This window comes from Shinella yambaruensis (assembly GCF_050859155.1).
GTDB classification, from domain to species: domain Bacteria; phylum Pseudomonadota; class Alphaproteobacteria; order Rhizobiales; family Rhizobiaceae; genus Shinella; species Shinella yambaruensis.
This window is the reverse complement of the sequence record NZ_CP150638.1, coordinates 3,680,969-3,702,536: the sequence shown is the minus strand read 5'-3', so window position 1 is coordinate 3,702,536 and position 21,568 is coordinate 3,680,969. Positions and strand designations below refer to the sequence as shown.

Here is a 21,568-nt window from a genome sequence, read left to right as displayed (position 1 = left end):
CTGTTTATAATAACCGTCATCTTGTCGGCGTGTTGTTAGGAGGGGCCATGCAGGATACGGACGCCATCGATCGCACGATCCTCAGCATCCTCTCACGCGAAGCGCGCATTCCGATGAAGTCGCTGGCGGGACGGATCGGTCTTTCGCGCAGCGCCACCACCGAGCGTGTCAGCCGGCTGGAAAAGGCCGGCATCATCCGCGGCTACCGGGCGGATATCGGCCAGCTCGACGACGGGCAGATCCAGGCCTTCCTGCTCGTCACCCTCAAGCGCACGCCCTCGATCGGCGTGCTCGACCGCCTCGCCGGCTTTTCCGCGGTGCGCAAGGTCTCCTCGGTCAGCGGCCAGCTCGATCTCGTTGTGGAGGTGGAGGTCGGCTCGATCAATGCGCTCAACGAATTGCGCAACGAGGTCTCGACCATGGACAATGTCGAGGATCTGACGACCTCCATCGTGCTCCGGCGGGATATCGAGCGGAGCTGATCCCGGCGTGCCTGCCTGCCGCATGCGTGCGGCTCCGGCGGCGGACTGTTTTCTTTCGGCCCTCCGTCGCCTATGAATCAGGCGACCCGAAAGCTTAGATCCAGCAAGGAAACCAGGTGGACGTACATCCTCAACCGCCGCTGATCGCGCGAATCCGCTCGCATGCGCCAACGATGACCCGCGCCCTGGAGCGGGTCGCCGCCTTCGTGCTTGCCGATCCGCAATCCGTTCTCTTCAAGAGCATAACGGAGCTTGCCGAAGAGGCACAGTCCTCCGAGGCGAGCGTCATCCGCTTCTGCCGCGAGCTCGGTTACCCCGGCTTCCAGAACTTCAAACTGGCCCTGGCGCATGAACTTGCGACCTTGCAGCAGCCCGTCTCCACGGCGACGCCTGGGGATGTCGTGCAGGAACTCGTCGACACGGCGCGCATCGCGCTCGACGAGACGCAGCGCCTGCTCGACCGCAAGGTCATTGCGGACGTGTCGTCGTTGCTGCTGTCCGCCCGCCATGTCGAGATCTTCGGCGTGGCGGCCTCCGCCATCACGGCGCAATATCTCGAATACAAGCTCGCCCGGCTCGGCATTTCCGCCCATATCGCCCGGGATTCGCATCTTGCCACCATGGCCTCGGCGACAGCGGCGGCGGCCGACCTCTATATCCTCGTCTCCACCTCCGGCTCGACCATCGACACGCTGCGCGTGGCGGAGAATGCCCATGCGCGGGGCGCGCGCATCGTCGGCATCACCAACCGGACGAAGAGCCCGCTCGCAGCGATCTGCGATTTCGTGCTGCTCGCCTCCTCGCCGGAAACGCCGCTGACCGGGGGAGCCTTCCAGTCGAAGATCAGCCAGCTCCTGATCGTCGATGCCATCGCCAGCACCATCACCAAGCTCGATCCGGCACGGCTGGAGACGATCAAGGACACGGCGGAGAGCGTCAGTGACCGCAACATCTGAAGATAAGTTTTGAAGATAATCTTCAGATGAAGAAAATTATTGACGATTTCCATCAAAGACCGTAACGTCCCTTCCATTCAGGGAGATGCGGTGTTCATGGACATCATGGAAACAATGCGGGGCCGGCTCGTCGTGTCCTGCCAGGCGGCGGAAACGAGCCCGCTCCATGCCACGGAGCATATCGTTGCACTCGCCCGGGCGGCGGCTCTCGGCGGCGCGGCGGGCGTGAGGATCGAGGGCGTGCGCAACGTGCAGGCCGTTCGCGGCGCCATCGACCTGCCGATCATCGGCATCACGAAGATCGCCCAGCCGGGCTCGGACGTCTACATCACGCCCTCGCTGGAAGACGTGCGCAGCCTTGCGGCCGCGGGTGCCGATGTCATCGCCTTCGATGCCACCGACCGGCCGCGCCCCGTGCCGGTTGCCGATATCGTGTCGGAGATTACGCGGCTGGGGAAGGCCAGCATGGCCGATGTCAGCACGCTCGCGGAGGCCCGGCAGGCCATTGCCGCCGGTGCGGATTTCGTCGGCACCACGCTTTCCGGCTACACGCCCTATACCGCAGGCACGGCCGCCCCGGATTTCGCGCTGATGGGCGACCTTGCGCAGGCCGGTATCGCCTTCGTCGCCGAAGGGCGCATCTGGGAGCCGGAGCAGGCGCGGCGCGCGCTCACGCTCGGCGCGGCCTTCGTCGTCGTCGGCTCGGCAATCACCCGGCCCGACGAGATCACCCGGCGCTTTGCTGACGCGCTTGCCGGCTGACGGCCCCGATATTTTGGAGGATGACATGATCAAGACAGCAAAAGTGGCCGTCATCGGCGCCGGGTTCATGGGCTCGATGCATGCCTCGATCTTCGCCAGCGATCCGCGGGCGGAGCTGGTGGCCATCGTCGACCGCGACCGCGCCCGGGCGCAGGCTGTGGCCGACGGGCTCGGCGGCGGCGTCCGCGTCTATGGCTCGCATGAGGAGCTGCTTTCGGCCGAGACGCTCGACCTCGTCAGCATCTGCACGCCGGATCACCTGCACCTCGAGCCCGCGCTGGCGATCGCCGCAAAGGGCGTCAACCTCTTCATCGAGAAGCCGATCGCCTCGACGCTGGAGGATGGCCGGCGGATCGTTGACGCCTGCAAGGCGGCGAATGTGAAGCTCGGCGTCGGTTACCTCCTGCGTTTCGATCCGCGCTACTACAAGGCGCGCGAGCTGATCGAGACCGGCAGGATCGGCACGCCGATCCATGTCTATGCAAGGCGCAACAGTGCCCGTACGGAAGGACCGAAGCGGTATGCCGGCACCCTGCCGCTCGCCATGCACGTCACGGTGCACGATGTCGACATGGTGCTCTGGATGCTTAGGGGCCAGACGCCGGTCACCGCCTATGCGCAGCAGACCGAGATCCTGCTCGGCGAAATGGGCACGCAGGACACGATCGCCGGCGTCGTGCGCTTCTCCGGCGGCACGGTGGTGACATTCGAAAGCGCCTGGTCGCTGCCGGCGGGCGCCCGCCACATGATCGACGCACGCCTCGAAATGATCGGTACGGAAGGCTCCTTCGAGGTGCAGTGCGGCGACAGCGGCCTCTACTTCGCCGACAACCAGGCCTCGCGCGAGATCGACACCCAGCACTGGCCGGAGATCGGCGGCAGGGTCGGCGGGGATCTCCGGCTCCAGCTCTCCAGCGTGCTCGAATGGATCGGCGGCGCCGAATGCCAGGTCGCGACCGGTGAGGAGGCGCTCCTGTCGCTGGAGTTGACGCAGGCGCTCGTGCGCTCGGCCGATACCGGCGAGGTGCAGCGGTTCTGAACGCGACAGAAATTCAGGGAGATACAGCGCGTCTCGGCGCTGCGAAGTGCGACTGACGGCTCGTTGACGAGCGACATTCAAAAGGGGAACGACATGAAAAGACGTAACTTCATTGCATTTGCGCTTGCACTGTCCTCGTCCGTGGCCGCATCGGCCTTCGCGCAGGATGCGGACCAGCCCTACAAGGGAACCCGTCTCGCCGTGCTGATGGAAGGCCATCCGACGACGGACGGCATCCAGGCGTTGCTGCCGGAATTCACCGCGGCGACCGGCATCGAGGTCGAACTCGAAGTGGTGCCGGAATCCGACATCACGGCAAAGATGCTGCTGGAATTTTCCTCCGGCTCCGGCCGCTACGACGTGGTCCAGAACAATATCATCTACATTCCGGGTTTCCTGAAGGCCGGCTATATCGCGCCGCTCGACGAGCTCGCGGGCAAGTTCCCCGCGGACTACGACAAGGCGGACTTCGTGCCGGGCTATCTCAACACCAACATCGTCGACGGCAAGCTCTACGGCCTGCCGGTCTATGGCGAAAGCACCTTCCTGATGTACCGGAAGGACCTCTTCGAAGAATACGGCATCGCTCCTCCCAAGAGCTTTGGCGAGGTGACGGCGGCCGCGAAGACGATCAAGGAAAAGTCGAACGGCGCGGTCGCCGGCATCACCATGCGCGGCGCGCAGGGCATCCAGAACGTCTATGTCTGGGCAGGCTGGCTGTGGGGCTATGGCGGCGAGTTTATCACGGCGGACGGCAAGTCGGCGCTCGGCACGGACGAGGCCGCCGCCTCGCTCGACGCCTTTGCCGGCGTGCTGCGCGACTATGGACCGGTCGGCGTCGCCAATTTCGGCTGGGAGGAGAACCGCGTGCTCTTCCAGCAGGGCAAGGCCGGCATGACGATGGACGCCACCGTCAACGGTGCGTTCAACGAGGATCCGTCCATCTCGTCCGTCGTCGGCAAGGTCGGCTATGTGCCGGTGCCGGTCGAGACCGACACGCTGAAGGGCGGCTCCTCCTCGCTCGCCGTGCACAGCCTCTACATTTCCGAGGCCTCGCAGAACAAGGAGGCGGCCTGGATCTTCGCCTCCTGGGCGACAGCCAAGGAACAGCAGATCAAGTCCTTCGCCCTTGCGCCGAATTCCGGCGTGACCTCGCTCGCCGCGCTGAATTCGGAGGAGTTCGCCAAGCGCTACGGCGCCTTCAAGGACGCCATGCTCGCCTCCATCAACGCCGGCAACCCGCAATACCTGCCGACCGTCGAGGCCGCCAACGAGGTCATCAACAATGCCGGCATCGCCGTCTCGAAGGTGCTGGCCGGCACGGCATCGGCCAAGGATGCGCTCGCCGAGGCCAATGCGGCGAACGACGCCGCGCTCAGCCGTTGAGAACAAGCGCCATGCCCGGTTCGCCGGGCATGGCCGGCCTTGCGGGGAGCGGCGCCATGAAGGATGCGACCACCTATTTCTACCGTCCGATCGTCCTTCTGTTCGGCTCGGTCTCGGTCATCCTGACCGTCTATGTGCTGTGGCTGACGCTGCACAATATCAGCCTGCTTCGCCCGGGGCAGGAGAGCTTCATCGGCTTCGACAACTATGTCCGGCTGCTGTTCGACGGCCGCGCCATCAATGCGCTCGGGCGCACGGTGCTGTTCACCGTTGCGGCGACGGTCATCGAAGTGGCGCTGGGTCTTGCGATCTCGCTTCTGGTGGATCGCGAATTCCTGGGCAAGCGCATCGTGCGCGGCATCCTGCTGGTGCCGATCGTCATGACGCCCGTCGTGGTGGGCCTCACCTGGCGCTTCCTGCTCGATCCTTCCAACGGCATGATGAACTACCTGCTCTCCACCATCGGCTTTGGCCCGGTCGACTGGCTCGGCAATCCGAATGTCGCGCTCTTCTCGCTGCTGATGGCCGATATCTGGCAATGGACGCCCTTCGTGGTGCTGCTCACCATGGCCTCGCTCGAATCCCTGCCGGGCGACCCGCAGAACGCCGCCCGCGTCGATGGCGCGCGGGAATGGCAGGTGCTCTGGTTCATCACCCTGCCGGCGCTGAAGCGGGCGCTCATGGTCGTCGCGCTCATCCGTGCCATCGATGCGGTGAAAGCCTTCGACATCTTCTACATCATGACCCGCGGCGGGCCGGCGCTGTCGACGGAGACGCTCAACCTCTACGGCTACATCTCCGCCTTTACCAATTTCGACATCTCCTATTCGCTGACCATCGCCCTGGTGCTGACCATCCTCACCAATGTCGCGCTGCTCCTGCTCTACAACCTCGCCTTCAAGGCGCCCAAGCAAGGAGAGACCTGATGCGCCGGATCGTGCTCTGGGTTGCGCTCGCCGTTCTTCTTCTCTGCGTGCTGTTTCCGCTCTACTGGGTGATCGCGACTTCGCTGAAGACCCAGCGCGACGCCTTCGCCATGCCGCCGGTCTGGCTGTTCGCGCCGACCTTCGAGAACTACGCCAAGGTGCTGAACAACGGCGTCTTCATCCGTGCCTTCTTCAACAGCGTCGTCATTTCGCTTTCGGCGAGCGTGATCTCGGTCGGCGTCGGCGCGCTGGTCGCCTATGGGCTGGTGGCGCAGGACGAGCCGACCAAGCGGCAGAACGAGAAGTTCATCCTGAGCCTTCGCATCGCGCCGCCGCTGATCTTCATCATCCCGACCTATTTCCTGGCGGCGCAGATGAAGCTGCTCAACAATCACTGGATCGTCATCGGCGTCTATGCCTTCGTCAACATCCCCTTCGCAATCTCGTTGCTCATCACCTTCTTCGAGGATATTCCGCGGGAACTGAGGGATGCGGCGAAGGTCGACGGCGCGCGCGAATTCACCATCTTCCGCGAGATATTCCTGCCGGTGGCGCTCGGCGGCATCGTCGCCACCTTCATCCTGTGCGTGCTCTTCACCTGGAACGAGTTCTTCATCGCGCTTGTCCTGACGGGGCGCGATACGCAGACCCTGCCGGTCAGCATCACCTCGTTCCTTACCTTCCAGGGCGTGCAATGGGGGCCGCTGACGGCGGCGGCGGCATTGGTCATGCTGCCGATGCTGGTGCTCGGCATGCTGGTCCAGGGCAAGGTGGTGCGCGGCATGTCGCTCGGCAGCATCAAGGGATAGAACGATGACGGGAACAGACACAATGAAGCGATCCCTGCTGCTGAAGAGCATTCGCAAATCCTATGGCAGCGTCAGCGTGCTGAAGGGCATCGACATCGAGGTGCAGGAGGGCGATTTCGTCGTGCTGCTCGGCCCTTCGGGCTGCGGAAAATCGACCCTCCTGCACGCGATCGCCGGCCTACACCCGATCGACGGCGGCTTGATCGAGATCGAGGGCCGCGATGTGACGGCGGTGCCGACGCGCGAGCGGGACATCGCCATGGTGTTCCAGTCCTATGCGCTCTATCCGAACATGACGGTACGGCAGAACATCGCCTTTCCGCTGCGCATGCGCAGCGCCAGCGCGGCGGAAAAGGAGACGAAGGTCGCCGAGGTGGCGCGACTCCTGCAGATCGAACCGCTCCTGGAGCGGAAACCGCGCGAGCTCTCCGGCGGCCAGCGCCAGCGCGTCGCAATCGGCCGGGCGCTGGTCCGCGCGCCGAAAATCTTCCTGTTCGACGAGCCGCTCTCCAATCTCGACGCCACCCTGCGCGTCGAGACGCGGGCGGAGATCAAGCAGTTGCACGAGCGCATCCGCAAGACGATGATCTACGTCACCCATGACCAGATCGAGGCTATGACGCTGGCCACGAAGATCGTCGTGATGAACAAGGGCGAGGTGCAGCAGATCGGCAGTCCCTACGAGATCTATCACCGTCCCGCCAATCTCTTCGTGGCGAAGTTCGTCGGCTCGCCCGCCATGCATTTCGTGCCTGGCGACCTGGTGCTTGCGAATGGCAGGCCGGCCTTCGACGACCGGAAGGGCTGGTCGCTGCCGCTTGCCCTGCCGGAAGGAACCGTGGCGAAGGGCGACGTCCTGCTCGGCATCCGGCCGGAACAGATCCGCCTTGCGCGCGAGGGGCAGCCGGCCATCGAGGCGCGCGTCGAGATGGTGGAATCCACCGGGCCGGAGGACAATGTGACGCTGTCGCTGCACGGTCATTCGCTGGTCGCCCGCATGGAGACCGGGAGCGTCGCCCAGGGGTCCGTCGTGCCGGTCACGATTGCGGCGGAAAAGGTTTCGGTCTTCGACGCGGCCGCCGGGCGGCTGATTGGCTAGGGCGGTTTCAGCACAAATGCGCAACGGCTTCGGGTGAAGCCGGAAAGATGAGCATGACGGACGACAAGGCAATCCTCGCGGTCGATATCGGCGGCACCAAGACGCTGGTCGCGCTCGTTCGTGCATCCGGCGTGGTGGGCGAGGTGACGGTTCCCACCAGGCGGGAGGATGGACCGGATCGCTGGCTGGAGGCGGCCCTTGTCGCGGCAGAGCCCTGGCGCGGGCGGTTTTCCGGCATCGGCCTTGCCGTCACCGGCTTCGTGCGGGATGGCCGGTGGTCGGCGATGAACCCGGCGACCCTCGGCATCCCGCCGGATTATCCACTCGTTTCCCGGGTCGAGGCGCTGTTTTCCCGCCCGGCCATCGCCGTCAACGATGCGCAGGCCGCCGCCTGGGGCGAACATGCACTCGGGGCGGGGCAGGGAGAGGATCTCGTCTTCCTGACCATTTCCACCGGCATCGGCGGCGGCATCGTGCTGAACGGCCGTCTGCGGGAGGGGCTCGCCGGGCATTTCGGGCTGACGACCGAGGGCGAGGATGGCGCCTTTCTTGAGGATCGCGTCTCCGGGCGCTGGATGGCGGCCGAAGCCCGGCGTCACGGACAGGCGGCGGATGCGCGGCAGGTTTTCGCCAGCGCCGCGATGGGGGAAGCGTGGGCGATGGATATCGTTGCGGCCTCCGCGCAGCGCGTCGCGCGCCTGTGCCGCAACATCCAGTTGGCGCTCGATCCGCCGCGCATCGTTCTCGGCGGCGGCATCGGCCTTGCGGAAGGGTTCATCGACCGGGTGCGTGCGCTGATGCCGCCGCTCGGCCCCGTTGCGCCGGTGCCGGTCTGCCGCGCCGAACTCGGCGTTCGGGCCGGCATCCTCGGGGTCGCGGATATGGCCCGTATCGCATTTTCGGACGCGGGTCGCTAAGACCGGTCGCCGACAGAAGGAGAAACCGACCATGGTGGTTCGCAAGGCCGCAGCGGCAGACCTGCCGTTCATCATCGACGCCTATCGCCTCGCCTTCGCCTTCGACGAGGCACGCACCCGCCGCTATGTCGAGATGACGGGCCTCGATTGTTTCCGTGTCCTGGAGAGCGACGGGCAGCCGGCCGCGGTCTGGGCTGTCATTTCCTGCGGCCACTGGTTCGGCGGCCGGGTGGTTCCTGCGGCCAACATCGCCCATGTCGCCATCCAGCCGGAGTTTCGCGGCAGCGGCCTTGCCGCCGGCATCCTGGATCTCTCCTGCGAGGACGCCCGCAAGGGCGGGGCGCTGCTCGCCAGCCTTTTCGCCTCGACGCGCCCGGTCTATCGCCGCTCCGGCTTCAACCTTGCGGGTCACGAGATGATCTACGAGGCCGAGACGTCGGAATTCTACAAGATCCGGCAGGACATCCGCTGCCGCCGTGTATCGCTTGGCGAGGCGCGCGCCGTGCTCGAGCCCATCTACCGGCGTGCCTGCCGCCCGCAGTCCGGCCTGCTGGACCGCCACGATGCCCACTGGAATGCCCGCCTCGACGAGACGGCGAGCATCCCCTCGGTCTTCGTCTTCGACGAGGATGCAGCTTACCTGGTGATCGACACGTCGGACGAGAACGTCCTTGATGTTCGCGACTGGGCCGCGCTGAATGGCGCGGCGGCCCGGCAGATCCTGAAATTCATCGGCACCTTCTCGACGGTCTATCGCAAGGTGCGCTGGCACGGCGCCCCGCAGGATGCCCTCATCTTCGCCATGCCGGACAAGGGCTGGTCGCTGGTCCACCAGGAGGAGTTTCTGCTGCGTGTGCTGGAGCCGGCGGCCGCGCTGGCGGCGCGCGGCTATGCCTGCGATGACGGTGAGTTGACGCTGGCGATAGAGGGGGCGGAACGGCAGGTCCTGCATCTCGCCCTTCGCGATGGCACAGCGCATTGCACGGCCGATGGCGATGGAGGGCCGGTCCTGACAATCGAGCAGGCCCAGTTCCCCAGCCTGTTCTCCGGTTTCCGTCCGGCCAGTTTCCTGCAAAGGGCCGGCCATGCCGATGGCACGGCCGAAGCCGTTGCCCTTGCCGACCGCATCTTCGCCGGCCCGCCGCCATGGGTTGCCGAACACTTCTGACGACCGGCCGCTTGCGGTTGGAAAGCATGTCGAGCCGACGAACGGGCTTGCGGCCGACGTGTTCTTCCTTGGAGAACCTGCTCTGGGTCAGGCCTTGCCGAACAGGGCCATGAGATCGACGCTGTCGGAGGTCTTGGCGCCGGCTTCCAGATGGTCCTGGATGTGGCGGAGGTGCAGCGTCATCATCCAGGCCGCCTTTTCCGCATCCCGCGTGTGGAAGGCGCCGACGATGGCGGCGTGGTCGTCGTCACGACAATTGCTGACGCCGGGCGCGCCGAAAAGGCCGATGATCAGCGAGGTGCGGGTCACCAGTTCCTTCATCGTGCGGATGAGGATGGCATTGCCGGCGATCTGCGCCAGCAAGGTGTGGAACTGGCCGGACAGGCGGATCGCGTCATGGCGGTGCCGCTCCTTGTGCGCCACATATTCCATTTCCAGATGGCGGGTCAGCGCCGCGATGTCCGCCTCGCTCGCACGCTGGACGGCGAGGCGGGCGATATTCGGCTCCAGTGCGAGGCGGGCCTCGAAGACTTCGCGGGCCTGCTCGGGCGTCGGCGAGGCGACGAAGGCGCCGCGATTGGCATGCAGCTCCACGACCTCGCGGCTTGCCAGCAGCAGCAGGCTGCGGCGAATGCGCATGCGCCCGACGCCGAAGGCTTCGCATAGCGCCGATTCGGAAAGCTTCGTGCCCGGCGGCAATCTCTGTTCGATGACCGCTTCGAAAATGCGATCGACGATATCGCTCTCGTCGACCTCCTCCGCTTCCATCAGATTTTCCCTGCCTACATCAACCACCGAACTCACCCTGACATGCGCAGTCTGTTGCACAGCCTCTAAATAAGGCTGATTTGGTTGACCAACAAGCGCCGATTTCGTCGACACGGCTTAGCATGTTTTGTTCACAACCACTTGACAAGATCGTTAACAATGCGCTCAATGCCTCTGCCAAGGCCGATTGGAGCCGCACCTTGCGGCCCATGCGCCTATCAAAAACAGATCAATGGCCCAGAGGAAGAACAATCATGCACAAGCGCACATTCCTGAAAGTTTCCGCTCTTGCCGCAGCGACCATGCTGTCGTTGCCGCTGATGGCCTATGCGCAGAACGCCACGCTGAAGATCGGCTTCGTCGGCGTCACCTCCGGCCCCGCAGCGGCCTGGGGCATTTCCAACCAGCGCTCGATGGAGGCGCGCGCGGCCTGGCTGAACGAGCTCGGCGGCGTGACGATCGGCGACAAGACCTACAATATCGAGATCGTACCCTTCGACGACCAGAAGGACCCCAAGCGCGCCATCGCCGGCATGGAGAAGATGGCGCAGGACGGCGTGCACTATGTCGTCGGCCCGAACGTCGATGACGGCGCGGCCGCGGTCCGCCCGGTCGCCGAGCAGAACGGCATCATGTATTTCCCCTACGCCTTCCCGAAGGAGCTCTACACGCCGCCGGCATCCAACGCGATCCTCGGCATGGTGGCGAACTACCAGTCGGGTCCGGCCATCTACAAATATCTCATGGAAAACAAGGGTGTGAAGAAGGTCGCCTTCGTCGCGGCCAACGAATCCGACCCGCTCAGCCAGCGTGAATCCGGCATTGCGGCGGCGCAGGCGCTCGGCCTCGAGGTGGTTTCCGGAAACGTGACCTACCAGGTGGACACCACCGACTTCACGCCGGTGCTGCTGCCGGTCATCCAGGCCTCGCCCGATCTGCTCGTGCTTTCGGGCGTCTCGCCGGCCAATGCGCCGCAGCTCATCCGCTCGGCGCGCGAACTCGGCTATACCGGCCTCATCTCCACGGAAACGGCGCAGGATGCGACCGTGCTTGCCGAAGGGGCGGGCGAGCTTGCCGAGGGCTTCATCTCGGTCGGCGGCGCATCGACGCCGGAGCTTGCCAGCGACGCGATGAACGAATTCGTCGAGCGCTACACGAAGATGTTCGGCGAATACAACGACGAGTCCAACACCAAGGTCTATGCGCTCGAATATATCATCGAGACGCTGAAGGCGAACCCGGCGGCGATCGACAATGTCGAGGAGTACAAGAAGACCATGGACACGTTCGAGGCCGCCAACCCCTTCATGAAGGGCGACGCCAAGCTGAAATATGTCGGCATGACCTCCTTCGGCCAGAAGCGCCAGGTCTCCGTGCCGCTCGTCGTGAACGAGTACAAGGGCGGCAAGTTCGAGACGCTGTTCGTCGGCCAGGTCGACTGATCGGAGCCTAGGCACTTTCAAGATGGGGACCCGGACGGCGCCAAGTCGTCGGGCTGGGTCTCTCTTTGCCTGAACCTTCTTCCATTGGAGGCTCACGATGGAACAGATAATCGCCAATGGTCTCTACCTCGGGGCGCAATATGCGTTGATCGCCCTCGGGCTGACGCTGATCTTCTCGCTGATGAACGTCTTGAACTTCGCCCACGGGCAGATGTACGTCTTCGGCGGCTTCGTCACCTATACCGTCGTCGTCCAGCTCGGCCTGCCGTTCATCGTCGGCCTCTTCGCCTCGGCGATCGTCCTTGCGGTCATGGGCGCGGCGATCGAGAAATTCCTCTTCGCGCCGGTCGTCCGTCGCTCCAAGCGCGATGAATCGACCATGCTGCTCGCCGCGGGCGTCGCCTTCTTCCTCGATGCCGTCATCCTCTTGTTCTTCGGGGAAAAGCAGCGCGGCGTGCCGAAGATCGTCAACGGCGTCTTCAACTGGGACATGCGCATCATCATGCCCTATGACCGCATCCTGATCGGCGTGCTCGCCATCCTGCTCATCGTGGCCTTCATCGCCTTCATGAACTACTCCAAGACCGGGCGCGCCATGCGGGCGCTCGCGCAGGACAAGATGGCCGCCCAGCTGATGGGCGTGAACGTCGCCCGCTATTCGATGATCGGCTTTGCGCTCGGCGCGATGCTGGCCGGCCTCGTCGGCGGCCTGCTCGTCACCATCACCGGCGTCAATCTCGGCATGGGCGGCCCGACCTCGATCAAGGCCTTCCTGATGATCATGATCGGCGGCGCGGGCGTGATTTCCGGGGCGATCGCCGGCGGTTTCATCCTCGGCATGATGGAGAGCGTCGGTCTCACCGTGCTCTCGGCCTATGGCGACATCACCTATCTCGTGATCTTCGCCTCGCTGATGGTGTTCCTGGCCGTCCGCCCGCAGGGGCTGATGGGCAAGCCGTGGGGTTGAGATCATGGACACGAAAAAACTGCTCGGCTTCGCCGTCTTCCTTCTCGCCGTCTTCGTGCTCGTGCCGCTGTTCATCGGCGCCACCGGTCGCGTCGATTTCTTCTATACGCTGACCTCGGTCGCGCTGCTTTCCGTCGGGGCGGCCGGCGTCTGGCTCACCTTCTATATCGGCCGCATCAATATCGGCCAGGGCGCCTATGCGCTTGTGGGCGGCTATGTGTCGGCCATACTGGTCACGCAAGCCGGCGTCTCCTTCTGGCTGACGCTGCCGCTGGCCGGCCTCTTCTGCGCCGCCATCTCGGTGGTGATCGGCCTGCCGATCCTGCGTCTTCGCGGCGTCTACTTCGCCATGGTGACGCTGGTGCTGACGGAGGTCGCGCGCCTTTCCGCGCTCGCCTTGCCGGTCACCAACGGTGCCAAGGGCATCACCTCGATCCCGCTGCCGGGCGAGCTTTCCCTCTTCGGCCTGACGATCATCCCGGCCTTCGGCTCGCTCTCCAATCCGCGCATCGGCTTTTACATGATGGCCGTCGTGCTGATGGTCGTCACCTATCTGGTGCTGTGGCGCATCGTGAACTCGCGGCTCGGGCATCTGTGCCGCAGCCTCCAGCAGAACGAGGAGCTTTCGGCCTCGATCGGCGTCAACACCGCCTATCTCAGGGTGCTCGCCTATGCGATCTCCTCGTTCTTCGGCGGCATTGCGGGCGCCATGTTCGCCTCCATCGCCCAGTCGATCTATCCGTCTTCCTTCGTGGTCGCCGACAGCGTGAACTTCATGCTCTACTGCTTCCTCGGCGGCCTCGGCTATGTCTTCGGCCCGATGCTCGGCACGCTGCTGCTCTATTTCGGCTGGGACCTCCTGTCGATCGCCAAGCAATACCAGCTCCTCGTCTACTCCGGCGTCATGATCCTGCTCATGCTCGTCCTGCCGAACGGGGTTCTCAGCCTTCTCGACAAGAAGGAGGGCCGCGCATGAGCACCATCCTGCAGATCAAGAACATCACCAAGCGCTATGGCGGCCTGACGGCGGTCAACGACGTCTCCTTCGACGTCAACAAGGGCGAGATCCTCTCGGTGATCGGCCCGAACGGCGCGGGAAAATCGACGCTGTTCAAGCTGATCTCCTCCTTCGTGCCGGCGACCAGCGGGGAGGTGCTCTTCAACGGGGAGCGCATCTCCAGCCTCGCCCCGCACAAGGTGGCCCGCATGGGCGTCGTGCGCACCTTCCAGGAAACGACGATCTTCCGCTCCATGACGGTGCGCGAGAACATCATCGTCTCCCATCACCTGCGCTCGAAGGCGAGCCTCTTCGGCTTCTTCCTCGGCACGAAACAGGCGAAGGACGACGAGGCGGCGTTCGCGGCCTCGGCGGACGACATCGTCGACTTTCTCGGCCTCCAGGCCATCCGCAACGAGCTCGCCTCCAACCTGCCGCAGGGGCATCTGCGCGCGCTCGGCATGGCCATCGGCCTTGCCACCGATCCGAAGGTTATCCTGCTCGACGAACCCTTCGCCGGCATGAACCATGACGAGACGATGAAGATGGTCGGCCTCGTGCGGCGCCTCCGCGATGAGCGCGGCGTCACCGTGCTCCTCGTCGAGCACGACATGCCCGCTGTGATGAAGATCAGCGACCGCATCGTGTGCATCAACTTCGGCCAGAAGCTGGCCGAGGGCACCCCCCAGGAAATCCGCGAGAACGAGAAGGTGATCGAAGCCTATCTCGGCTCCGAAGATGCGGCGATCGGGATGTAAGCCATGACGAAGATATTGAGCGTTGAGAATATCGAACTCTACTACGACCACATCTATGCGCTGAAGGGCGTCTCGATCGATGTGGACGAGGGCGAAACCGTTGCGCTGATCGGCGCGAACGGGGCGGGAAAATCCTCGATCCTTCGGGCGATCACGGGGCTCCGGCCGGTCAAGTCCGGCCAGATCTTCTACCAGGGCCAGCGCCTCGACGGCACCCCCGCGTCCGAGGTGGTGCGCAAGGGCATCTCCATGGTGCCCGAGGGCCGCCGCGCCTTTCCGCTGATGTCGGTGAAGGACAACCTCCTGATGGGGGCTTTCACCCGCACCGACAAGGCGGAGATCGAGCAGACGCTGGAGAACGTGCTGACGCGTTTCCCGCGCCTGCGCGAACGCTACCATCAGCAGGCGAACACCATGTCGGGCGGCGAGCAGCAGATGATGGTGATCGGCCGCGCGCTGATGGCCCGCCCGAAACTGCTGCTGCTGGACGAGCCGTCGCTCGGCATCGCGCCGAAGCTGGTGCAGGACATCGCCCGCGCCATCGTCGCCATCAGCCGCGACGAGAAGGTCTCCATCCTCCTCGTCGAGCAGAACAGCCGCATGGCGCTGTCCATCTCCAACCGCGCCTATGCGCTTTCCACCGGGTCGATCGCGCTGTCGGGCAATTCCAGGGACCTGATGAACGACGACCGCATCAAGGCTGCCTATCTCGGAGGCGAACTCTGACATGAAAATCCTCGTCATCAACCCCAACACCACAGCATCGATGACGGACCATATCGGCAAGGCGGCGCGCGGCGCCGCCTCTGCCGGAACCGAGATCGTCGCCGTCAACCCGGTGAAGGGGCCGGTCTCGATCGAAGGCTATTTCGACGAGGCGATGAGCCTTGCCGGCCTGCTCGGCGTCATCAAGGACAATCCGGATTGCGATGCCGTCGTCATCGCCTGTTTCGACGATACCGGGCTCGATGCGGCGCGCTGCCTCACCGACAAGCCCGTCATCGGCATCGGCGAGGCGGCCTATCACTTCGCCTCGATGATCTCGAACAAGTTCTCGGTGGTCACGACGCTCGCCCGTTCGGTGCCGGCGCTTGAGCACAATCTCTCGCGCTACGGCCTTTCGGCTCGCTGCGCCCGCGTGCGTTCCTCGGAGGTGGCGGTGCTGGAACTGGAGCAGCCGGGCTCCAATGCGCGCCAGAAGATCAGCGCCGAAATCGGCCTCGCCGTTAGCGAGGACCGAGCGGAGGCGATCGTGCTCGGCTGCGCCGGCATGGCGAGCCTTGCGAACGACCTTGCCGGCGAGCACGGTATGCCGGTGCTCGACGGCGTCACCTGCGCGGTCAGGCTGGCCGAGGCCATGGCCGGCCTCAACCTGCGTACATCCCGCCTCGGCGGTTACGCCCCGCCGCCGCCGAGCAAGCTCCGGGCGGCGCTCGGTTAGCTCTTTCCTACAAAAGAGCGGAACGCGGCCGGGCCGCATTCCGCTTTCGCGCTCGGCTTACTTGCCGGCGTTGTACTTGGCGTCGACCTCGTTGATCGCCTGGACATTGCCGGCCGAGCGGCCGTTCTCGTCGAAGGTCTGGGCGAGGAAGGCATCGGCGATGGACTTTGCCAGTTCCGAGCCGATGACGCGCGCGCCCATGGTGATGATCTGGGCGTTGTTGGACAGCGCGGCGCGCTCGGCCGAATAGGTGTCGTGCGTCAGCGCGGCGCGGATGCCGGGCACCTTGTTGGCCGAGATGCAGACGCCGATGCCGGTGCCGCAGACGAGGATCGCGCGGTCGTAGTCACCGGCGATGACGGCGGAGGCGACGCGGTCGGAGAGGTTGGCGTAAAAAGCGTCCGGGCCGGCATCGGTGCGCGAGATCTCGTGCACTTCATGGCGGTCCTTCAGGTGATCGGCGAGAATCTTGGCGAGGCCTTCGCCCGCGCTGTCACCGGCAATTGCGAGTTTCATGGGAAGTCTCCTTTCAGATGGTGGCGGCGCAGCGCGCCAGGATGTCGAGATAGCCTTCAACCTTCCAGGCTGAGCGGCCGATGAAGAGCCCGTCGATATTGGGGCAGGCGATCAGTTCCTCGCAGTTCTCAGGGTTGACCGAGCCGCCGTAGAGGCAGGGAATGCGGCGGCCGAGGACTTTTTCCGCGACCTCGGCGATCTCGGCATGGCGGGCATCCGCATAGTCCGCGCTTGCCGGGATGCCCTTTTCACCGATCGCCCAGACGGGTTCGTAGGCGAGCAGGATGTCCGCCTGCTTCTGCGTGGTGTCGAGCCGTGAGAGCGCGCCGCGCACCTGCTGGGCGAGAACCTCGGTCGCATGGCCGCCTTCGCGGTCGGCGAGCGTTTCACCGATGCAGATCAGCGGCACGAGGCCGTGGCGCACGGCGGCTTCGGTCTTCAGGCCGACCGTCTCGTCCGTTTCGCCGAAATGTTCGCGGCGCTCGGAATGGCCGAGCTCGACGAGATCGAGATTACAGTCCTTCAGCATCACCGGCGAAATCTCGCCGGTCCAGGCGCCTTCGTCCGCCCAGTGCATGTTCTGCGCGCCGACCTTCACCGAGGTGCCGGCAAGGAGCGCCTTGACCTCGCGCACGGCGGTGAAGGGCGGGATGACGAAACGCTGGATGCGGGGTTCGCGGCCGCTATCGGCGGCTTTCAGCCCCTCGGCGAAAACCGTTGCCTCCGTCAGCGTCTTGTTCATCTTCCAGCTCGTGCCGACCCAGAATGTGCGGCTCATCACGTCGTCTCCTTTGCGATCCTGACCGTCGTCCGGCCGCCAAGTTCCGCGGCGGTGTCGTGCGGCAGGGATTTGTCTGAAATGACCGTGTCGAATTCGGCAAGGTCGGCGAGCACGTGCAGCGCCGTGTGGCCGAAGCGGCGGCTGTTGATCAGCAGGCATTTCTGCCGGCTCGCCGCCATCATCGCCCGCTTGGCCCGCACCACGGCCTCGTCCATGTGATAGGAGAGGCGCCCCGAGGCGGCCGGGGCCGAGACGAAGGCGATGTCGGCGCGCAGCCGCGACAGCGCCTCTTCCGTCACGATGCCGAAATAGGCGTTGAACTTTGCAGAGAAGACGCCGCCGAGGCCGATCAGCGTCACGCCGGACATGCCCTTGGCGCGTTCCAGGATGGCGGCGTTGTTGGTGATGAGGGTGATCGGCTTCTTCGCGCACAGAACGTCGCCGAGCACCGACGCCATCGAGCCGTCGTTGATCATCACCGTCATGCCCGGCTCGACCAGTTCCGCGGCGGCCTCGGCCAGCGCCCGCTTGACGTCGGCCTCCTGCAGTTCGCGGAAGCGGAAATCGCTTTCGAACTGGGTGCCGGCATCGATCGTCGCACCGCCGCGCACTTTCCGAAGCACACCTGCCCGTTCCAAATCGTCGAGGTCGCGGTGGATGGTCATCTTGGAGACGCCGAAGCGTGCCGCGACGTCGTCGAGTTCGACGGCCCGGCTTTCGACCAGAAGATTGATGATCTCCTGCCTGCGCTCTTCCCGTTTCACGGCGTTCTCCATCTCACGCTGCGGTCAGGCCTATAACATTCTTTCGCGCATAATGTAACATAAAATATGTTATTTTGTGATTTTTCTATGTCGAGCTCTGCAGAAGCTGCCGCGCCGTCCGCTCGTCCGTGATGAGCCCGTGAAGGGTGTGGCTGTGCAGCACGGCGCGGATGGCCTCGGTCTTCACCGGCCCGCCGGCAATCGCGACGATCCGGTCCCCGCCCGCTTCCGAGAACGAGGCGGCAAGGGTCCGGGCGGTCACGGCGGTTTCGAGGATGCGACCCTTGGCGTCGAAGAAATGGCCGAGCAGTTCGCCGACGCCGCCGAGCGCGACGATCTCCTCCAGTTCGTCGGGCTGCAACATGCCCGAGGTGACGAGGTGGGCCTGGTTGTCGACGGTGCCGATGCCGACGACCTTGAGATCGGCGCTGCGGGCGAGGTTGAACACCTCGCTGACGCCGCGCTGCGAGAGCAGCACTTCGCGGTCCTCCTCGGTGTTGGCGAAGAACGGCACCGGCATCACATAGGCCTGGGTGCCCGTCTTGGCCGCCAGGCGATGCATGACGTCGTAGGGGTTGGCGGCGTAGTTGCGGGTGAGGCCGCCGAGCAGCGAAACGAAGCGCGTGCCGCTGGCGCTGATCCGCGGCAGATGATGCACGGCCGCCGAGAGCGTGCGGCCGTGGCCGAAGCCGATGACGGCGGCTTCGCCGCGTTCGATTTCGCGCCGAAGAAAATCCGCGCCGATATGGCCGAGCGTCGTCAGGGCCAGCGGATCGTCGTCGACATCGGGTGCGACCTCGCAATAGTCGAGCCCGTAGCGGGTGGAAAGATCGAGCTCGAGCTGGACGCATTCGGCGATCTCGCCGTCGATGCTGACCTTCACCACGCCCTCGGCGACGGCGCGGGCGATCAGCCGATGTGCCTTCACCGAGGGAATGCCGAGCCTTTTCGCCACGGCGGACTGGGTGAACCCGCCGACATAGTGCAGCCAGGCGGCGCGGACGGCGAGGGAGTCTTCAATGTCGGTCATCGGCGATGTCCTGTCCTGCTTTCAACCGGAAGCGGTCTTCAGGCCCAGTCTTAGCAAGCGGCCTCGGGATGGTCAGCCCAGCTTCAGGTCCGACGCACCGGTATCGATGTGAGGGGCCCAGAAGGCGATGCTTTCTGCGATCTGCGGAATGACCTCGCGGTCGTTCGGCTCGCGCTCCTTGAAGGAAAGTTCGAGGCAGATCTCGTTGTCGACGGCGCCGCCCTCGGCGAAGGCCTGCAACAGTGGCTCCGGCTGGATGCGGCCCCTGGCGTTGAATTCGGCGGTGAAGGGCCGGTGGCCGCCCTTATCCATCAGGCTCTGCTTGATGTGGATGATCGGGGACACCTTCGGCACCGCGCGCGCCCAGGCGTAGGGGTCGAAGTCGTCCGGATTGTCAGAGGTGACGTCGCCGTGGTCGATATCGGCCATCATCCACATGGGGATCGCCATATTTGCCGCGGTGAGCCGGTCCTGCAGCGACAGGCAGGCCTCGATCGTCTCACCGAATTCGCGACCGACGCTCATCGGTTCCCAGAAGACATAGGAAAGGCCCGCATCCCTGGCATGCTCGGCGACCTCGGCCCAGCAGTCGATGGCGATGTCGATCAGCTCCGCGCGGCGAGCCGGATCGTCGAAATCCCGGTAGGTGAAGATGGCGAACTGGGTGCCGACGGCGGCGCCGCCGAGATCGCCGATGATATCGGCAAAGGTCTTGAACCAGTCGACATAATAGCGCCGCACCTCCGCATCCGGATGGCCGAAATGGTTGAGGCGGCCGTAGGGGCCGGTCATGCCCGAGGTGACGCGCACGCCGGTGCGCTGGAGCGCCTTGTCCATCTGCCGCGTCAGCCGGCGGATCGTCGCGGCGCTCCAGCTCGGATTGATGAATTCATGGGTGAGCTGGAGGTCGCGCAGGCGCAGTTTTCGCGCGACCGTGTCGATCAGGTCGTGGGGATCGGCGAAGCGGTTGACCAGCGGATTGGTGTTGAGCGAGAGCGTCAGCGGCATAACGGTCCTCAGGCGGCGGCGAGGCGGGCGGTGTCGAACCAGTCGGCGAAGGCCGCGCGCTCGGCCTCGGTCAGGTGCAGGTAGTGCTTGGTGCGGCGATAGAGGATGTCTTCCGCCGTCTCGGCCCATTCGCTGGCGACGAGATAGCGGGCCTCGGCCTCATAGAACTGCCCGCCGAAATGCCGGCCGAGGCTGTCCAGATTGCTTGCGCCGGCGACGACGTTTTTCGTGCGCGTGCCGTAGAGGCGGCCGTAGTGGTGCACCAGCTTGCGCGGCATCCAGGGATAGGTGTCGCGGAGGGTGTTGGCGAAGGTCTCGTAATCGGCGTTCGGCATGTCGCCGCCCGGTAGCGGGGCCTTTTCCGTCCAGTCGTCGCCCATGTTCGGGAAGATGGGCCTGAGGCGCTGCATGCCGCGCTCGGCAAGCTCGCGGAAGGTGGTGATCTTGCCGCCGAAGACGTTGAGCAGCGGCGCGCCGCCCGTCTCGTCGAGATCGAAGACGTAGTCGCGGGTGACGGCGGAGGGATTGCCCTTGCCGTCGTCGAACAGCGGGCGCACGCCGGAAAAGCTATGCAGCACATCCTGTCGGCGCAGCTTTTCCTTGAAATAGCGGTTCACCGCCTTGAGCAGGTAGTCGATTTCGCTCTCGTCGGCCGAAACATCCTCGGCGCGGCCCTCATAGGCGATGTCGGTGGTGCCGATCAGCGCCTTGTCGCCCTCATAGGGATTGATGAAGATGACGCGCTTGTCGTGGTTCTGCACGAGATAGGCGTTCGCGCCGGCCCAGAATTTCGGAACGATGATGTGGCTGCCCTTGACGAGGCGCACGTTGCGCGTGGAGTTGGAGCCGGCGACGCGGTTGATGACGTCGGAGACCCAGGGGCCGGCGCAGTTGACCACGCATCTTGCGCGGAAGGTGCGGGTCTCGCCGGTCAGGCTGTTCTTCGTCGTCACGGTCCAGGCGCCGTTTTCGCGGCGGGCCGAAATCGCGGGCGAGCGGGTCAGCACCACGGCGCCCTTTTCCGCCGCGCCGACGGCGTTGAGCGTGACGAGCCGGGCGTCGTCCACCCAGCAGTCGGAATATTCGAAGCCGCGCGTATACTGGTCGAGGATCGGCGTGCCTTCGGGGTCGCGTCTCAGGTCCAGCGTGCGCGTGCCCGGCAGTTTCTTGCGGCCGCCGAGATGGTCGTAGAGGAAGAGGCCGAGACGCACGAGCCAGGCGGGGCGATCCTCGGGACTGTGCGGCAGCACGAAACGCATGGGCCAGATGATGTGCGGGGCGGCGTTGAGCAGCACCTCGCGCTCGATCAGCGCCTCGCGCACCAGGCGGAATTCGTAATATTCGAGATAGCGCAGACCCCCGTGTACCAGCTTGCCGGAGCGCGAGGAGGTGCCCTCGGCGAGATCGCCCTTTTCGCAGAGCACGACCTTCAGCCCGCGGCCGGCCGCGTCACGGGCGATGCCGGCGCCGTTGATGCCGCCGCCGATCACGAAGAGGTCGATATGCTCGGGTTCGTTCATCTCAGTCTCCTTCGGCGCCCCGCGGGAAGGCG

23 protein-coding genes are annotated in these 21,568 nt (G+C 64.9%); 16 read left to right on the top strand and 7 right to left on the bottom strand.

What is annotated here, in order from left to right; translation table 11 throughout:
- Positions 1–47 precede the first annotated feature (47 nt).
- The 10 genes from WMC41_RS18105 to WMC41_RS18060 all read left to right on the top strand — a co-directional run bounded on the left by WMC41_RS18105 (position 48) and on the right by WMC41_RS18060 (position 9,544).
- Positions 48–482 carry an Lrp/AsnC family transcriptional regulator gene (locus tag WMC41_RS18105; RefSeq protein ID WP_064331380.1) on the top strand — a complete coding sequence of 145 codons (435 nt, stop codon included), beginning with the start codon at positions 48–50 and terminating at the stop codon, positions 480–482.
- A gap of 116 nt (positions 483–598) precedes the next feature.
- The gene (locus WMC41_RS18100) at positions 599–1,438 is read left to right on the top strand and encodes a MurR/RpiR family transcriptional regulator (RefSeq protein ID WP_432345392.1); all 840 of its coding nucleotides are present in this window, start codon (positions 599–601) and stop codon (positions 1,436–1,438) included.
- Positions 1,439–1,534: 96 nt separating this feature from the next.
- Positions 1,535–2,200, top strand: coding sequence for an N-acetylmannosamine-6-phosphate 2-epimerase (locus WMC41_RS18095; RefSeq protein ID WP_432345389.1), 666 nt, complete (start codon positions 1,535–1,537; stop codon positions 2,198–2,200).
- Positions 2,201–2,225: 25 nt separating this feature from the next.
- Positions 2,226–3,239 carry a Gfo/Idh/MocA family protein gene (locus WMC41_RS18090; protein WP_432345387.1) on the top strand — a complete coding sequence of 338 codons (1,014 nt, stop codon included), beginning with the start codon at positions 2,226–2,228 and terminating at the stop codon, positions 3,237–3,239.
- A 93-nt stretch (positions 3,240–3,332) separates the two neighbouring features.
- Positions 3,333–4,625: an ABC transporter substrate-binding protein gene (locus WMC41_RS18085; RefSeq protein WP_432345385.1), complete on the top strand. Its 1,293-nt coding sequence runs from the start codon at positions 3,333–3,335 to the stop codon at positions 4,623–4,625.
- 11 nt (positions 4,626–4,636) lie between these two features.
- Positions 4,637–5,551: a carbohydrate ABC transporter permease gene (locus WMC41_RS18080; RefSeq protein ID WP_432345383.1), complete on the top strand. Its 915-nt coding sequence runs from the start codon at positions 4,637–4,639 to the stop codon at positions 5,549–5,551.
- Entirely contained in the window at positions 5,551–6,360 is an 810-nt protein-coding gene (locus WMC41_RS18075; RefSeq protein ID WP_244769814.1) for a carbohydrate ABC transporter permease, read from the top strand. The genes WMC41_RS18080 and WMC41_RS18075 overlap by 1 nt, the downstream gene beginning before the upstream one ends.
- A 4-nt stretch (positions 6,361–6,364) precedes the next feature.
- A complete protein-coding gene (locus WMC41_RS18070; protein ID WP_432345381.1) occupies positions 6,365–7,459 on the top strand; it encodes an ABC transporter ATP-binding protein in 1,095 nt (364 codons plus the stop codon).
- A gap of 53 nt (positions 7,460–7,512) precedes the next feature.
- Positions 7,513–8,376 carry an ROK family protein gene (locus WMC41_RS18065; protein ID WP_432345378.1) on the top strand — a complete coding sequence of 288 codons (864 nt, stop codon included), beginning with the start codon at positions 7,513–7,515 and terminating at the stop codon, positions 8,374–8,376.
- A gap of 31 nt (positions 8,377–8,407) precedes the next feature.
- Positions 8,408–9,544 carry a GNAT family N-acetyltransferase gene (locus tag WMC41_RS18060; protein WP_432345376.1) on the top strand — a complete coding sequence of 379 codons (1,137 nt, stop codon included), beginning with the start codon at positions 8,408–8,410 and terminating at the stop codon, positions 9,542–9,544.
- Positions 9,545–9,631: 87 nt separating this feature from the next.
- Here the strand turns inward: WMC41_RS18060 and WMC41_RS18055 are convergent, their stop codons facing one another.
- Positions 9,632–10,312, bottom strand: a complete 681-nt coding sequence (locus tag WMC41_RS18055; RefSeq protein ID WP_432345374.1) for a GntR family transcriptional regulator — start codon at positions 10,310–10,312, stop codon at positions 9,632–9,634.
- 254 nt (positions 10,313–10,566) lie between these two features.
- On the opposite strand from WMC41_RS18055, the gene WMC41_RS18050 reads away from it, so the two are divergent.
- From WMC41_RS18050 to WMC41_RS18025, 6 genes are all read left to right on the top strand, one after another.
- On the top strand, positions 10,567–11,754 hold the full coding sequence (locus WMC41_RS18050) for an ABC transporter substrate-binding protein (RefSeq protein ID WP_432345372.1): 1,188 nt from the start codon (positions 10,567–10,569) through the stop codon (positions 11,752–11,754).
- A gap of 97 nt (positions 11,755–11,851) precedes the next feature.
- Positions 11,852–12,721 carry a branched-chain amino acid ABC transporter permease gene (locus WMC41_RS18045; protein WP_244769820.1) on the top strand — a complete coding sequence of 290 codons (870 nt, stop codon included), beginning with the start codon at positions 11,852–11,854 and terminating at the stop codon, positions 12,719–12,721.
- A gap of 4 nt (positions 12,722–12,725) precedes the next feature.
- The gene (locus WMC41_RS18040; protein ID WP_272806713.1) at positions 12,726–13,697 is read left to right on the top strand and encodes a branched-chain amino acid ABC transporter permease; all 972 of its coding nucleotides are present in this window, start codon (positions 12,726–12,728) and stop codon (positions 13,695–13,697) included.
- Positions 13,694–14,476, top strand: a complete 783-nt coding sequence (locus tag WMC41_RS18035; RefSeq protein ID WP_272806712.1) for an ABC transporter ATP-binding protein — start codon at positions 13,694–13,696, stop codon at positions 14,474–14,476. The genes WMC41_RS18040 and WMC41_RS18035 overlap by 4 nt, the downstream gene beginning before the upstream one ends.
- Before the next feature lie 3 nt (positions 14,477–14,479).
- The gene (locus WMC41_RS18030; protein WP_432345367.1) at positions 14,480–15,202 is read left to right on the top strand and encodes an ABC transporter ATP-binding protein; all 723 of its coding nucleotides are present in this window, start codon (positions 14,480–14,482) and stop codon (positions 15,200–15,202) included.
- 1 nt (position 15,203) lies between these two features.
- Positions 15,204–15,917, top strand: a complete 714-nt coding sequence (locus tag WMC41_RS18025) for an aspartate/glutamate racemase family protein (protein ID WP_432345366.1) — start codon at positions 15,204–15,206, stop codon at positions 15,915–15,917.
- Between the two features lie 57 nt (positions 15,918–15,974).
- On the opposite strand, the gene WMC41_RS18020 is transcribed toward WMC41_RS18025, so the two are convergent.
- The 6 genes from WMC41_RS18020 to WMC41_RS17995 all read right to left on the bottom strand — a co-directional run bounded on the left by WMC41_RS18020 (position 15,975) and on the right by WMC41_RS17995 (position 21,536).
- Complete coding sequence (locus WMC41_RS18020; protein ID WP_244769825.1) at positions 15,975–16,433, bottom strand: RpiB/LacA/LacB family sugar-phosphate isomerase; 459 nt, start codon at positions 16,431–16,433, stop codon at positions 15,975–15,977.
- A gap of 13 nt (positions 16,434–16,446) precedes the next feature.
- Complete coding sequence (locus tag WMC41_RS18015; protein ID WP_432345363.1) at positions 16,447–17,211, bottom strand: triose-phosphate isomerase; 765 nt, start codon at positions 17,209–17,211, stop codon at positions 16,447–16,449.
- Positions 17,211–17,978, bottom strand: a complete 768-nt coding sequence (locus WMC41_RS18010) for a DeoR/GlpR family DNA-binding transcription regulator (protein WP_432345360.1) — start codon at positions 17,976–17,978, stop codon at positions 17,211–17,213. Before WMC41_RS18010 ends, WMC41_RS18015 begins: the two co-directional genes overlap by 1 nt.
- A gap of 85 nt (positions 17,979–18,063) precedes the next feature.
- Positions 18,064–19,008, bottom strand: coding sequence for a sugar-binding transcriptional regulator (locus WMC41_RS18005; protein WP_244769828.1), 945 nt, complete (start codon positions 19,006–19,008; stop codon positions 18,064–18,066).
- A gap of 72 nt (positions 19,009–19,080) precedes the next feature.
- Positions 19,081–20,016 (bottom strand): TIM barrel protein, encoded by a 936-nt coding sequence (locus WMC41_RS18000; RefSeq protein WP_432345357.1) that lies wholly within the window; start codon positions 20,014–20,016, stop codon positions 19,081–19,083.
- An 8-nt stretch (positions 20,017–20,024) separates the two neighbouring features.
- Entirely contained in the window at positions 20,025–21,536 is a 1,512-nt protein-coding gene (locus WMC41_RS17995; RefSeq protein WP_432345355.1) for a glycerol-3-phosphate dehydrogenase, read from the bottom strand.
- Between the last annotated feature and the right edge of the window lie 32 nt (positions 21,537–21,568).

Coding starts and splice junctions, on each gene's coding strand:
- WMC41_RS18000 (WP_432345357.1), bottom strand. CDS start 20,016: ATGCCGCTGACGCTCTCGCTCAACACCAATCCGCTGGTCAACCGCTTC.
- WMC41_RS18055 (WP_432345374.1), bottom strand. CDS start 10,312: ATGGAAGCGGAGGAGGTCGACGAGAGCGATATCGTCGATCGCATTTTC.
- WMC41_RS18095 (WP_432345389.1), top strand. CDS start 1,535: ATGGACATCATGGAAACAATGCGGGGCCGGCTCGTCGTGTCCTGCCAG.
- WMC41_RS18065 (WP_432345378.1), top strand. CDS start 7,513: ATGACGGACGACAAGGCAATCCTCGCGGTCGATATCGGCGGCACCAAG.
- WMC41_RS18030 (WP_432345367.1), top strand. CDS start 14,480: ATGACGAAGATATTGAGCGTTGAGAATATCGAACTCTACTACGACCAC.
- WMC41_RS18005 (WP_244769828.1), bottom strand. CDS start 19,008: ATGACCGACATTGAAGACTCCCTCGCCGTCCGCGCCGCCTGGCTGCAC.
- WMC41_RS18050 (WP_432345372.1), top strand. CDS start 10,567: ATGCACAAGCGCACATTCCTGAAAGTTTCCGCTCTTGCCGCAGCGACC.
- WMC41_RS18045 (WP_244769820.1), top strand. CDS start 11,852: ATGGAACAGATAATCGCCAATGGTCTCTACCTCGGGGCGCAATATGCG.
- WMC41_RS18035 (WP_272806712.1), top strand. CDS start 13,694: ATGAGCACCATCCTGCAGATCAAGAACATCACCAAGCGCTATGGCGGC.
- WMC41_RS18070 (WP_432345381.1), top strand. CDS start 6,365: ATGACGGGAACAGACACAATGAAGCGATCCCTGCTGCTGAAGAGCATT.
- WMC41_RS18080 (WP_432345383.1), top strand. CDS start 4,637: ATGCCCGGTTCGCCGGGCATGGCCGGCCTTGCGGGGAGCGGCGCCATG.
- WMC41_RS17995 (WP_432345355.1), bottom strand. CDS start 21,536: ATGAACGAACCCGAGCATATCGACCTCTTCGTGATCGGCGGCGGCATC.
- WMC41_RS18090 (WP_432345387.1), top strand. CDS start 2,226: ATGATCAAGACAGCAAAAGTGGCCGTCATCGGCGCCGGGTTCATGGGC.
- WMC41_RS18085 (WP_432345385.1), top strand. CDS start 3,333: ATGAAAAGACGTAACTTCATTGCATTTGCGCTTGCACTGTCCTCGTCC.
- WMC41_RS18020 (WP_244769825.1), bottom strand. CDS start 16,433: ATGAAACTCGCAATTGCCGGTGACAGCGCGGGCGAAGGCCTCGCCAAG.
- WMC41_RS18105 (WP_064331380.1), top strand. CDS start 48: ATGCAGGATACGGACGCCATCGATCGCACGATCCTCAGCATCCTCTCA.
- WMC41_RS18015 (WP_432345363.1), bottom strand. CDS start 17,211: ATGAGCCGCACATTCTGGGTCGGCACGAGCTGGAAGATGAACAAGACG.
- WMC41_RS18060 (WP_432345376.1), top strand. CDS start 8,408: ATGGTGGTTCGCAAGGCCGCAGCGGCAGACCTGCCGTTCATCATCGAC.
- WMC41_RS18075 (WP_244769814.1), top strand. CDS start 5,551: ATGCGCCGGATCGTGCTCTGGGTTGCGCTCGCCGTTCTTCTTCTCTGC.
- WMC41_RS18025 (WP_432345366.1), top strand. CDS start 15,204: ATGAAAATCCTCGTCATCAACCCCAACACCACAGCATCGATGACGGAC.
- WMC41_RS18040 (WP_272806713.1), top strand. CDS start 12,726: ATGGACACGAAAAAACTGCTCGGCTTCGCCGTCTTCCTTCTCGCCGTC.